Source organism: Kitasatospora sp. NPDC088861, assembly GCF_044750105.1.
Taxonomy (GTDB): Bacteria; Actinomycetota; Actinomycetes; order Streptomycetales; family Streptomycetaceae; genus Kitasatospora.
This window is the reverse complement of sequence record NZ_JBIVJF010000003.1, coordinates 187,811-201,513: the sequence shown is the minus strand read 5'-3', so window position 1 is coordinate 201,513 and position 13,703 is coordinate 187,811. Positions and strand designations below refer to the sequence as shown.

The 13,703-nt window shown below is 66.7% G+C and carries 3 protein-coding genes and 1 pseudogene; 2 read left to right on the top strand and 2 right to left on the bottom strand.

Features of this window, described 5'->3' with window-relative positions:
- Positions 1 to 226 precede the first annotated feature (226 nt).
- Positions 227 to 1,325, top strand: a pseudogene (locus tag ACIP37_RS07665) (tyrosine-type recombinase/integrase); the annotation flags it as partial.
- 154 nt (positions 1,326 to 1,479) lie between these two features.
- On the opposite strand, the gene ACIP37_RS07660 reads toward ACIP37_RS07665, so the two are convergent.
- A complete protein-coding gene (locus ACIP37_RS07660) occupies positions 1,480 to 1,923 on the bottom strand; it encodes a DUF4279 domain-containing protein (protein WP_400805425.1) in 444 nt (147 codons plus the stop codon).
- Positions 1,920 to 9,101, bottom strand: a complete 7,182-nt coding sequence (locus tag ACIP37_RS07655) for an RHS repeat-associated core domain-containing protein (protein WP_400805423.1) — start codon at positions 9,099 to 9,101, stop codon at positions 1,920 to 1,922. The genes ACIP37_RS07660 and ACIP37_RS07655 overlap by 4 nt, the downstream gene beginning before the upstream one ends.
- 376 nt (positions 9,102 to 9,477) lie before the next feature.
- Between ACIP37_RS07655 and ACIP37_RS07650 the strand changes: the two genes are divergently transcribed.
- Positions 9,478 to 13,131 carry a ricin-type beta-trefoil lectin domain protein gene (locus ACIP37_RS07650; protein ID WP_400805422.1) on the top strand — a complete coding sequence of 1,218 codons (3,654 nt, stop codon included), beginning with the start codon at positions 9,478 to 9,480 and terminating at the stop codon, positions 13,129 to 13,131.
- Positions 13,132 to 13,703 lie beyond the last annotated feature (572 nt).

The following is a 13,703-nucleotide window of genomic DNA, read 5'->3' as shown; positions in this document are numbered from 1 at the left end:
CTGACGCTGGCGAGCACCGCACTCGCTCGGCTCTCCACCTGCGCCCGCCGGCCCCTTCCCCATCTGATGGTGAGGATGTTCTTGAGCGGTTTCCGGGCAGGTCTGACCCACCCTCCAACTGGCCTCGGGTCTCCAACGGGATCTGTCGACCTCGTCCGGAGGTCGCTCGTGAACATCCACCGACCCAGCTTGCGTGACTTCATAAGAGCCTGGCCAGAGGCCCCTTCGCGGCATCCCCGTACCCACCGCACAGGGCAGCGTCGCCGCCTACCTGACGTACTGGCTGGAGAACGTCGCCGTCCACCAGCTCCGCGAGACCACCCACACCCGCTACACCGCCTGCACGAACCGCTACCTCATCCCCGGCCTGGGAAAGAGGAAGCTCGCCAAGCTCACCGCCAAGGACATCCGAACCTGGCTCAACCAGCTCCGCACCACATGCCAGTGCTGCACCCGTGGCCTCGATGCCGCCCGCGACCAGCCCCGCTGCTGCGCAGCCGGCACGTGCTGCGGCAAGCGGCTCTCCCCGCTGACCCTCGCCTACATCCACTCCGTGCTCAAGTCCGCCCTGGAGCACGCCGTCCGCGAGGAAGAGCTCCCGCGCAACGTCGCCCGCAACGTCCGCACCGGCACACCCCGCCCCCGCCGCTTCGAACCCCTCACCGCCGACGAAGCCCGCGCCCTCCTCATTGCCGCCCAAGGCCACCGCCTCCACGCGCTGTTCGAACTCGCCCTCCGCACCGGACTCCGCAAGGGCGAACTACTCGGCCTTCGCTGGGAAGACCTCGACCACGGCAGCGGCACCGCCAGCATCCGCCGCACCCTCCAACGCACCCGCAGCGGCGGCCTGACCACCCTCCCCACCAAGACAGTCAGCTCCGAACGCCGCATCGCCCTCCTGTCTGCTCTCACTCCGCGCCCACCGCAAGCAGCAGGCCCAGAAGAAGGAGAAGGTCGGTGCTGGCTGGGTGGACAGCGGCCACGTCTTCACCCGGCCCGACGGCCACCCCATCGAACCCGCCACCCTCACCCGCCACTTCAACGCACTCCTCCGCCGATCACACCTCCGACAGATCCGCTTCCACGACCTGAGGCACTCGACCGCGACACTCCTCCTGGAACAGGGCGTCGAACTCGTCGTCATCAAAGAACTCCTCGGCCATGCCCGCATCGGCGTGACCGCCACCGTCTACGCACACGTCCGACTCCGCCTCCATCGCGACGCCATCGACCTCCTCGGCCGTACCCTCGGCAAGCCCTCCGAAGCCGCCACCAACCCCGAGGACGGTGACGACCCACCGCTTTGTGCAGCACCCGTCCGCTGACGTTGCCGTCAACTACTGCCGTCAAAACCCCAAGAGGTCCCGCCGAAACCCGTCGGCGGGACCTCTTCCTTTGTCAACCAGCTCGCTACTCGTACGCATTGCGAGGATTTTAGAGCGAGCTACGATCGACTACAAGGCAACAGCAACCAATCTACTAGCGCGCGGCATCATCAAATCCGTCACCACATTCGTGATAGATATACTGATCGATGTCGAGCGATGCCCCGGCAGCACCAAGCCATGCGATTAGATCGGCCCCGAGAAATATCCCCTTCTCTCTTCCGCTCTCGATGTTTCTGATCTGCTGAACGATTTCCAGCGAAACGACAGCATCAGTGGATGCCACCAGTCGCCCAAGAGCACTGGAAAAATCCTTTCCCCAGCCCAGGATTACCGGTTCCAGATCCTCGGGTCGCGCATCGACACCTGACACCTCAGCCCGCCGAACCCAGGTCGCATGAGACCTCGGGGGCGACTCGGGGCGCCTACGGCTGCCGATCGACGTCGACTCGTCAGGCGTCGTTCCGAGCCTGATAGAGATTTCTTCCGGCTGCAGAGATGAACTGACGACTCTGAGGTAGATGCGAAATGCACTCACGGGACGTACCTATAATTCGTCGGAACCAAGACCTTGCCATCCTTGCTCACGAGAATGATCCGGTTATCACCGTCTCGCATTGCGTCAAACCTCGAAACGTTGTTCTTCCCGACCCAATCAGCCTTGAAGCCGTGCGGATCCTCTCCAATGTCTCCCAGTGCCTTCTCAAGCTGCTTTTCCTTGAGCTTAGCCAGCGAGCCCCGGTCGATTGCGCTCGCCTCCGGTATTTCTCCCGGGATAAAGTTGCAGGTCGCGTTATGCACAAGCACTGGCGTGCTGCCCACGAGCACATAGTACGTGTGTCGATCGTCAACAGTCAGGTTGAACCGGTCGGCAGCACCAGCCTCCGGGCTGACACTCTCTACCATGGCTGTCCGGTAGGGAGTTGCCAGGTTGTGGCCAGCTGTCAGGTCGCCTGCTGCGACCCAGGCATGCTCCGTGTCGTCCCAGAACGGATGATTCGCGGTGGTGTGGAGAACAGCCTTCGCGCCCTGTGCGTCTGAGACCGTGACATCAAGAAGGTTCTCGTCATGGTTGATCCACAACGCGCGGACCGTGTTGTTGCCAGATGGTGTTCCATTACCCGGGTCGCCGGTCTGAACTTCGTCGCCCGGCCTGATATCGGCGATTTCCTTGGTGCTTCCATCGCCTAGGAGAACCCGAGTGTCCGGGGAGAAGCTGCAGCCGCCTATTCCGGCGCCGAGCTTTCCCCCGATATACGCCGTGGCGGCCCCTTCGATCTCGGCGATGGCCAACTTCTGTGCGTCTTTGCAGTCCTCCACGCATTGACCGAGCCCGGCAGCCTCTGCGGCTACCAGTATGTAGCAACCCATGCCCTCGGTGCTGGCACAAACGGCGGCGCCGATCAGCTCAACGGTCATCTCCGTGAGCATCTTCTTCGACCCGTCCCACAATTCCTTGAGGGTGAGGTCGCCGAGGATCATGTGCCTTGCGCGCTCCTCGAGGGCCTGGTAGGCGGGTGATCCGGGAACATTCCAGGTGCCCGGGCTCTCTGCCTTGACCATCTGGACCGCTTGCTGGAAGTTCTCTATACGCTCCTTCGGGATCTTGCTGAGCACATCGGCGGACGCAGCAGCCTTGGGAGCCGGCTTGGGGGCCGGAGGGGCAGGGGCCGGCGTGTACTTCTGGATGTCGACGTTCCACGTGCCGTGGTTGGTGGTCCAGGTTTCCTGGACGATTTGGGACTTGCCGCTGTCAGGGTCGGTGATCTGGCATGTGGCGAATCCGCCGCAGGTGCCGTCGGGGTGCAGGCCGGATGGGTCTGCGAGGTTGACGGGGTTGTTGTTGCTGTAGGCGTAGGCGTTCCACTGTTGTGGGGTCGCGAGATCGATGATCGGGTCGGGGTTGAGGAAGCGGCCGGTGGTGGGTTGGTATTCGCGGGCGCCGAGGTTGGTGAGGCCGGTGGCATCGTCCTTGGTGCCGCCGACGAAGCCGTGATCGCCGGCCCAGGTGGTGGGCTGGGTGCCGCGGGGGTTACCGAACGGGTCGCTCGGGCGGCGGCTCTCGGTGAGCGTGGTGCCGTCGATGGCGAGGGTGCCGGTGCCGTGGTGGTCGGCGATCTGGTAGGTGGAGTTGCCGCCCTGGCGAACCAGGGTGGTGCCACCGGGGATCGGGTAGTAGCGGACACCGGTGATGGTGTTTGCCGTTGTGTCGTAGACCAGTTCGTCACTTCCGAGCGTGATGGTGGTCTTGCCCGGGTCGCGGCGGATGAGCTGGTTGCCTGCGGCGTCGTAGAGGTAGGTGGCCGGTCCGGCACTTCCGGTCTTACCAACGGAGGCGAGCCTGTTCTCGCCATCCCAGGTGAGGTTCGTCGTACCGGAGGCATCGGTGACGGATGTGGTGTTGCCTACGGCGTCGTACTGCAGGTTGGTCGAGCTGATTCCGCTCGGGGAAGTGGTGGTGGAGGACGTCAGGGCGTGCGGGCCGCCGGTTCCGCCACCGGTGTTGGCCGCGGTGGTCGGGGTGTTGACCTTCCCGGTGGCCGGGAAGGTCTGGTTGGTGGTGGTGTCCTTAGTGGTGTCACCGGACGGGTCGTGTTGGACGAGCTGGGTCCGGTTGCCGGTGAGGTCGTAGCCGTAGCTCTGCCAGTACGCGGCGGGCCCGCCGACCGTGGTCTTCAGAGGTGCTTGGACACCGCTGGTCGGCGAGGAGTTGGCGCAGGCGCCAATGCCCCCGACGGTGGGCTGAGCGGCCTGGTTGAGTGCGCCGGTGTCGGTCCAGGCGTTGGTGAGCCGGCCGAGGTAGTCGTAGCCGAAGCACTGGAGGTCGGTGGATGACGGGGTGTTGTCCGGGATGTTGCGGATCGCCGTCATCTGCCCGGCGGGGTTGTAGCTGTAGGTGAGTTGCTGGACGGCCCCGGTGGCGGCGGTCTGCTTGTCGACGAACTGCGACAGTTGGCGGCCGGTGGACTCGTCGTAGGTATTGGTGACGACGATCTGGGTGCCCCACGGGTTCATGGTGGAGCGGATGTTGCGACCGTAGGCGTCCCAGTCCGAGGACAGGTCGTAGGTGGCGCCTCCGCGGGCGCCGAAGGTGCCCAGTGGGCCGTTGAGGTCGTAGGTGTAGTCGACCGTCTCACCGGAGATGTCGCCCACGGCCGAGCGACTGTCGCTGGTCACGGCGCCGGTGGTCGGGTCGTATTTCGCCTGGTAGGTATAGGTGAAGGGGATGTTGCCCTGGCCGATCTCGGTGCCGGGGATCGTGATGGTGGTCTTGGTGGGGTGGTAGGCGGTGTCGTACGCCAGCACGGAGCTGGTGTAGGTGATGCCGGAGGCTCCGTTGATGTAGCGGGTGGAGGTGGAGGGCTTGCCCTTGAGGACGGTGTCGTAGGTGAAGCCGGTCAGCTGGTGGTCCGGGCTGACCGTACCGGAGTAGGTGCCCGTCGCGCGGCCGAGCAGGTCGTAGGTGTAGGAGGTGGTCTGCCCGCGCGCGTCCGTGACCGCGGCCAGCCGGCTGTCGGCGTCGTAGGTCTTGGTGGTGGTTCCGGCGTCCGGGTCGGAGCTGGTGGTCTCGCGGCCGCGTTGGTCGTAGCCGTGGGTCCAGGTGTTACCGGCGGCGTCCTTCTGGGTGAGCAGGTGGCCGTCGGGCGTGTAGGTGTAGGAGGTTGTATCCGCGTCCGCCGCGTTTCCGGTGGCGGTGGCGGTCCGGTACTGCCAGAACTGGGTCTTGTGACCGCGGGGGTCGGTGACGGTTGACGTCGGTGTGGCGCCCGTGGGCGGCGTGACATCGGTCCGGTCGACACCGGCATAAGTGGTGGTGACCGTGGACTGGGTCACCCCATAGGCGACGAACTGCGCGGTCACCGCGCGGCCCATGCCGTCGTAGACGCTGTAGGTCTGCGCCGGGACCTTCTCCGTGAGGGTCTTGAACGGTGTGGTGCTGGGAGCCGCCTCATCGTTGTACCAGGGGTTGTTGACCCGGGTGACACGTCCCTGGGAGTCGTACACGGCGTCGGTGATCAGCCGACCGCCGTAGGCGGTAATCGCCGGTGTCGACTGGGACTGGACGGTCCGTCCCTCCCCGTCCATGATGTCGATCTTTACGGTGTAGCTGTCCGTTGCCTGTCGGTTGGGGTTTGCCCGCAGGTCTGAGGTGGTCACGGTCGGGGGCACGGCAACGTCGTTGACCACGCCGGGGAGCGTGTAGGCGAAGGTCTTGTTGGCGCCGGCCTTGGTGTCTCGACCCGGAAGCCACACACCGGTCAGTCGGCCGAGTGCATCGTAGGCCGCGGTCGTCGTGCGGCCGTTGGGGTCGGTCGCCGTCAGCGGCAGCGAACGAGCGGTGTCGTACGTGGTGGTGGTGACCCGGCCGGTGGCCGCGTCACTCGCACCTGCGGGTGCCGGGCTGGTGACGGCAACGCTGTTGGGCAGTTCACCCGCGTTGGGCGCCGCATAGGCGGTGGTGACGGTTGCCCCGCCTGAGTGCGCGCTGTCCGTGACGTTGGGGTCGGTCGCACTCGTGATGCGGCCGTAGCCGTCGTACGTTGCGCTCGCCGTGCTGAACTGCGGAACTCCGGTGGAGTCGAAGTGGTCGAGGGACAGCGTGCCGGTGGCGTCATGTGCTGTGCCTAGTTGTCCGAAGACCTGGCCGTCGTACAGGGTCCGCTTCCAGGAGAGGGTGTTGGCGGCTGTGGCTGTCGCGGTACAGGCATTCGCACCCGAGACCGCCACCGACTCGGATGAAACCTCCTGGACTTGCGGGTCATTTCCGGCGTAGCCGGTGCGAGTGCAGATGTCGGGCAGGCCGTCGGCACTGTCCAGCGAGGTGACGATGCGGTTGCCGTGCGACGGGTCAGTCGTCGTAGTGGTGCTGGTGGTCTGCCAGGTTCCGTCGGCCTTGAAGGCCTTGGCCGTACGCGTGATGGTGGTGGTCGTGTACTGGGCGAGGAGCGTGGGCTGGTTCTTGCCCTGACTGTGGGTGGCGGTGGTGACCGGGCCTCCACTGAAGGAGTTCACCGTGTACCCGACGATCTTGCTGGAGGGGTCGGCGCTGGTGTAGGTGTCGCTCTCACGGGTCTGGCCGGAGAGCCAGTCGGAGTCGGTGACCCCTCCGCCCATCGGGCCGGCGACCTGGACGCTGCGGGTGCTGCCGTTTGCCAGCACATCGCCGTCCATGCCCTGGTAGAAGGTGGTCGACTTCTTGGACTGCGGCCCGTCGTTGCCGCTGCCGGAGACGTCGGTGACGGAGGCGTAGCCGCGGAACTGGTCCCAGGTCCGGTTCTTGTCGTCAGCCAGCGCGGAGTCGTTGTGGCGCCAGGCAGCTTTGCCGTAGGTGTAGTTGGTCACCATCGGAATCGATCCCGGGGTGCCGGGATTCAAGGTGATGCTGGTGACCGGGTATTTCAGGAACCAGTCGTCCACCGGGGCCGCGCCGGCGACGGAGCCGGGCGGGAACCACTTGACGTTGTAGCAGGACCGGGTGTTGTTGTCGGCGGAGGCCGGCATGACGTTGTTCTGTCGCGAGCACCCGGCGGAGGCGTAGTTGACGCCGACGGTACTGCCGGTCTCGGTGGTGATCAGCTGGATGCGGGGCCGGTTGTAGGCCGGCGGTGCGGGCACCAGGTTGGTGCCGTCCACCCGGTTGGGCAGCAGCTGGGCGGTGAAGGACACCGGCGGGAGCGTGATGGAGCCGCCGGATGCCTGCTTGTCCTGACCGGTGCGCTGGACGGAGGCGAGCCAGGGGACCTGGGTGTTCTCGGTCGCGTTCTGCACGTTGATGAACGTGTGGTTCAGGGTGTACGAATCGACGTTCTGGTAACTGCCGTTGGTCCGGATCTGGGTGGCGACGGAGGCCAGCCACTTGGTGGTCCAGAACGTGGGACCGTACCTGGTGCAGGTGCTGGTGGCATCGCACTGCTGGTCCAACGGGACGTCCGGCCAGTTCACCGCGTTGGCCGCAGTGCGCTGGGACGGGTCGCAGGCCGCGGTGGAGGTGACGCACCGCTCGGCGGTGTTGAAGACGATCTTCGCGGCGGGGTTGTAGGCGCCGCTGTTGTTCAGCTGGTCCGAGAGGAGCTGGCCGTAGCCGATCGTGGAGGGCGTGCCGGCGCGGGTGTAGGCGGTATTGGTGCCGTTGCCGTTGTTCTGGCCGCCACCGCGGGAGTAGTAGTTCGTCTCCGGGGTGTAGGTGTAGGTGGTGAGGTTCCCGTGCGGGTCCACGACGAAGTCGAGGTTCCAGCGCCACGCGGTCTGACACCACGAGCCCTGGCTCTTGGCCTGGTCGTAGCACGGGTCCCCGATGTTGGGGGAGTAGACCGGAGTGGTCCACGCCGAGCCGCTGTCCGCGCCGAGCGTGGTCGGCTTGCCGTTCGTGTCCGGCACGTGATTAGCGCCGAAGTAGTAGACGATCCCGGTGGTGTCGGTGACCTTGATGTACGAGCCGTTCCAGGTGCCGTTGGTCGCACCCGTCAGGAACTGCACCTTGCTGCCGTCATCGCCCTTGATCCGCCAGGTGCAGTTGGACTGTTCCATCGAGGCGGGCGCACCGGACTGGCAGGAGGCGTCGTCCGGCACCAGCTGCCCCGAGTGGCTGCCCAGGGAGAGGATCATGTTGGCGCCGGTCCAGCACTGGTCTCCGGAACTGGCGATGCCGTCCAGTGAACAGGGCTTGAACGAACGCTCCACGAAGCCCGGGCTGTAGTCCCAGCCGTCGCCGATCCATGAGGCCTGAGAGTTCGTCGAGGACGTCTTGCCGTCGACCGAGGAAGAGTCGTAGGACAGGGCCACCTGAGGGGCCGTCCCGCCGAGCGTCGATGGCGTCTGAACCGGGTAGTCGTAGGTGAACGAGCCCGAAGAGCCACCGGCCGTCCAGGCCTGCGACGGGTTCAGGCTGGTCGCCGTGTAGGTGCCGGCACCGCTGGACGCCCCGGAGACAACTCCCACCGTGGTCGAGGTGGTGGTGGAGTCCGCGTACAGCGCCCTTGCCGCACCGGAGACGTCAGTGGCGCTCTTGGCCGCCGGAGCGGTGGAGGACTTCGCGATGCCCGTTGTGGTCAGCGGGACGTCGGCGACGAGCTTCTTCGCCGCTGGGTCGTAGTGCGACTCGATGGGTGTCTGCTCGCGGCAGTCAGCGGCCTGTGGCGTCGTCGTCGCGCAGTTCGGTAGGACTACGAGGTGGGCCCGGGCAGCCCAGTTCGCGCCGAACGCGGTGTCCAGGCTGGAGGCGTCGACCCCCAGGCGCACTGGTGCGTCATCCCCCGAGCCGGGGCGGGTGAGGGTCACCGCCACTCCAGGGATCCCGGCAGTCGCTGAGGTCTTGGCATCGGCCATCTCGACCTGGATCGTCTGCCCAGCAGCTGACGACCCGGCCAGCGGCGCAACCGTGACCGGCAGACCCGAGGCTTTCGCCTCCACACCGGCCTGCGGCTTCTCGCCCTCGCCCAGTGGGTGCGCCTCGGGTGCGGTGCCGAGTGTCACCGAGGCATGGCCACTCGGAATCGGCTTCGGGTCCTTCGGCGGGGTCCACGTCAGTGGTACCGGGTGCTCCGGCTTCGGAGTCGGCACCGGCGTGGCGTCCTGCCCCGGGGCCGACGGTGTCTTCGGCAGGGCGGTGTTCGGCGGAGACCACTTGCGCGAGTAATCCGGCCCGTCAGCTGCTGCGGCGATCGGGAAGGGCGCGAGCAGGGAAGCGAGGACTGCGGCCGTCGTGACGGCTGCCAACCGACCGTGCAGTCTCCCCCTCCTGCCCTTTGCCTTCCCGGAGCCTGATCGTTGCATAAACGACACGCTTTCACATCCCCAAGCACTAAACCCCCGCGAACGCGGGAGGCACATCCTGCATTCGAACCGGCGCATGCTAGCGACACTTGATGTTGGATAGTCAAGACTTATCCCGGGGTGAGGCTTCTCACTGAGGGCTACGAAGCGAACATTTCGCACTACGTCAGGACTTCTCCGTCGAAATTGAATTGTCCGATGTCAGCACCTCCCCCTACCGTGCCTCTGACCTGTGCCTATGTAGGTCTTCCGTGTTCATTGGGGGGAGTTTCCCGTTTTGAAAAGAAAGCGCCGCCACAGCGGTTTGACGCTCAGGACTTTGACCGCGGCAGCCGTTCTCGCGCTCGCCAGCGGCCTCCCAGGCGTCAGCGCCGAAGCCGCCGACGGTCCGTCGGTACCGTCGCAGGCCGCGATCGATGCCGTCACCGCGAAGCAGTTGCAGGAACGGCCACCTGCCAATGCGACCGAGAAGGCCCTCGCCGAGGCCAAGGCCACGCAAAAGAACGTCCCGGTCGACTCGCTCACGACCGAGTACAGCGAGACCGTCGCCACCCCCGAGGGCCACCTCGCGCTCACCAACCACCTGGAGCAGCAGCGCGTGCGCCGAGGCGACGCCTGGCAGGGGCTGGACGCCACCCTGGCGGCCAACCCGGACGGCACGTTCTCGCCCAAGTCCGCGGCAGGGCAACTGGCGTTGTCCAAGGGCGGGGACGGGCCGCTGGCGACCATGACCAGTGCGGACGGGAAGAAGCTGGCGCTGTCCGCTCCATTCGCACTGCCCGCGCCCGTCGTCAGTGGTGACAGCGCGCTCTACCCGTCCGTCGCCTCCGACATCGACCTGAAGGTCACCGCCACGAAGTTCGGCGGGCTGAACACCGTCCTGGTCGTCAGGACCCAGGTAGCGGCTGCCAACCCAATGCTGAAGAACCTGCACTTCGGGACCACCCTCGATGGCGTCAGCGTCAAGAGCGACGAGCACGGCAGCGTCACCGTCGTCGGCGGCGACGGCAAGCCCCGCTGGGTCTCCCGCACCCCGCAGATGTGGGACAGCACCATCGCACCCGCCGCACCCGCCCCAAGCGCCCCCGCGCCCGTGACCAAGACCGCCCTGACCTTCAGGGCGGCTGCGGCGAATGCCCCCGCCCCCGCGCCGATGGACGCGGGCCAGACGCCTGCGGTCGGCTCCGACACCGGCCCCGGGACGGCCTCCAGGGTCGCCACCATGCCGGTCAAGGCCGACGACAATGGCATCGATCTGACCCCCGACCAGGACCTCCTGGCCCACGGCACCGCCCCGTACTACATCGACCCCGACTACCTCCCGTGGACCCTGACGGGCAACTCCTGGACCTGGGTCCAGTCCGCCCACGACAGCCCCGGCAACTGGAACCGGCAGGGCCCCGCGGGCGCCGACCACCCGGGTGTCGGCAAGTGCGGCTATTACCCCAACGGCGGCAGCTGCTCACCCGTCGACATCGAACGCAGCTTCTACCAGTTCGACATCAGCTCGCTCGGCGGGGCGGTCATCCACTCCGCGACGATGACCATGCAGGAGTACGTCTCCGCCGACTGGTCCTGCACCCAGACCTACCCGCTCAACCTCTACGTCACCAACGGGCCGATCGGCAACGGCACTACCTGGTCCAACCAGCCCGGGCAGCAGGGCGGTTCCCTCGGCACGGCCTGGGTCGGCGGCTCGGGCAAGGACCCGTGCCACGACAACGTGCCGTTCAGCTTCGACATCACCGGCGCGATGAAACAGTACGTCAACTACGGGCAGCTGACGTTCGGCCTCTACGGCGACGAGAGCAACCAGTACGCCTTCAAACGCTTCACCTACCAGCCGGCCCTGTCCGTGATGTACGACCGGGTGCCCAACGTCCCCACTAACCCCGGGGTGTGGCCCGCCCCCACCACGGTCAGCCCCGCCGGGACGAACCAGTCCTGTGGCGACGGCAACGCCGACCACTGGGCCTGGCTCGGCGCCGGCTCCGCCCAGAACAACGCCGTCTGGCTCAACGCCACCGTCAGCAGCCCCACCCAGGCCCAGGTCAAGACCTGGGACCACATCTGGGACTACAACGTCCCCGGCGTCCCCGAGGTCGCCAAGGGCGAGACCTCCTACGTCGGCAACGGCGGTACCACCAGCTTCCAGCTACCCGCCAACGTCATCCAGGACGGCCACGCATACGGCTACGGCATGATGGCCACCGACGGCCTGGACGACACCCCCTGGTCCGCCTCCACCCCGGCCTGCTACTTCAAGGTCGACCTCACACCGCCGACCGTCACCTTTCCCACCACCGTCGCCGACACCGGCAAGCAGTTCCCGCCCAGCGGCAACGGCCAGACCCCCCAGATCTACGCCGGCCAGAGCGGCGGCGTCCCCTTCACCGCCCCCGACCCCAACCCCAGCGGCGGCTACACCTCCGGGGTGGCCTGCCTGCGCTGGAGCTTCGACCCACAGCTCGTCGACTCCACCTGGCAGTGCGGCAGTTCCATGCCCACCGGCCAGATCCAGGTGACCGCCGGACGCTGGGGCACCAACGTCCTCTACGTCCAGGCCGAGGACAACGCCGGCAACCTCTCCCCAGTCGCCCAGTACGCCTTCTACGCACCCTGGAACCCCAACAGCCCCGCGCCGACCTTCGGTGACATCACCGGCGACGCCCTGCCCGACATCGTCACCGCCGACCCCAACGGCGACCTGCGCGCCTACAGCATCCCCGCCACCGCACCCAAGGCCCCGCTCGCCGCTCCGAAAGCCAAGTCCCCTGGCGGCGACTCCTGGGCCAACTATCGCACCACCCATCGCGGCAGCCTGCGCGGCGGCAACAACGTCGACGACCTCATCGTCCACAAGGATGGCGACAGCACTCTCTACTTCTACAAGAACCCGGGCAACACCGGCATCACTGGCGTCTTCGACATCCGCTACACCCTCGCCAAGCCCGCCTGTGACCCGAAACTGACCGACTGCACCGGATACAACGCCGTCAACTGGACCACCGTTCAACAGATCGCCGCCAGCGGCGACCCCAGCACCACCAAGCTCGACACCAGCAAGAAGTTCCTCAACCGCACCGGCCTGTTCACCGTCGAGACCAGTCCGGACGGCACCGGCGCCCTCTGGTTCTACCCCGCCGCCGGCGACGCCGTCCTCGGCTCGCCCACCAAACTCGCCGCAACCGGCTGGAAGGGCTGGGACCTCATCTCCCCCGGCGACTGGGCCGGCCAGGGCCACCCCGGCCTGTGGGCCCGCAACCAGACCAACGGTGACCTGCGCGGCTACACCTTCACCACCGGCACCGTCACCGTCACCGACGATTTCGGCAACACCAGCAGCTACCTCACCCTCACCGGCATCGTTACCGACACCAAAATCGGCTACGGCGTCACCACCGATAACTGGCCCGTCATCGGCTCCGACGGCGACCTCACCGGCACCGGCTCACCCACCCTCTGGGCCATGACCCCAGGCGGCGTCATCCAGACCTTCACCGGCCACGCCACGACCGCCGACCCCTACTACACCTGGACCAATGGCTGGGTCAACGCCCTGAGCGTCTACGCCGAGAATAGCCCCATCACCTACACCGCCCAGACCGGCAAGTGCGTGGACATCGCCAACGCCAGCACCGCGAACGGCACCGCCGTCCAGCTGTACGACTGCAACGGCAGCAACGCCCAGCAGTGGACCCCCAAGCCCGACGGCAGCCTCCGCGCCCTCGGCAAGTGCCTCGACGCCACCGGGCGCGGCACCGCCAACGGCACCCCCCTGCAGATCTGGGACTGCGGCAACGGCGCGCCGCAGCAGACCTTCGTCCCCAGGCCCGACGGCAGCCTGTACAACCCCGCCTCCGGCCGCTGCGTCGACCTCCCCGGCGGCACTGCGACCAACACCGCCCGACTCCAGCTCTGGGACTGCAACAGCAGTCCCGCCCAGAAGTGGACCGCTCTCGTACGAAGCTGAACTCAAGCAGGACTCGCCCAGGGTCGCGGTAGTGGTCGCTGGCCATCTCGGCATCAGGCGGGCGCTCCGCACCCCCGATCGCTCGGCTCCGGCGGAGTGAATGTTCGCTCGGCGTGGTCAACTCCCCGGATTGACGTTCGGGGAGTTGACCACTTTCACGTGCCAACCCATGGAGCTCCTGGGCTACGTGGGTTGGGTACCAAGTGCACCGCGCAGGATGCAGGTAGCGGGTGATGAGGTGACGGATGCAACTCACAGCGGGCCCCTGCACCGGCCCCGGTCTCACCGAAGCCGTCATGGTGCACATCACGGGCCTCGGTGCGGCCCGCCCGGATCGAGGAGGGCGCGAGCCCGGCCCCACGGCACAACACCGAGCGCCTTCTTCAAGGCCTGGGGCGAGCGTTTCAGAAGCTCGACGGGCAGCATCCGCGCACCCCAAGGCGATCGAAAGGTTGTGCCGATCAACCCACGGAGCGGGACCTCTCGTCCCGCGAACCCACTGCTCAGCCCGCCGCCCGTCAGCGCAACGTTCACATAACGTTCCCATACGGGTGAACCTCGGCGCGTAATCA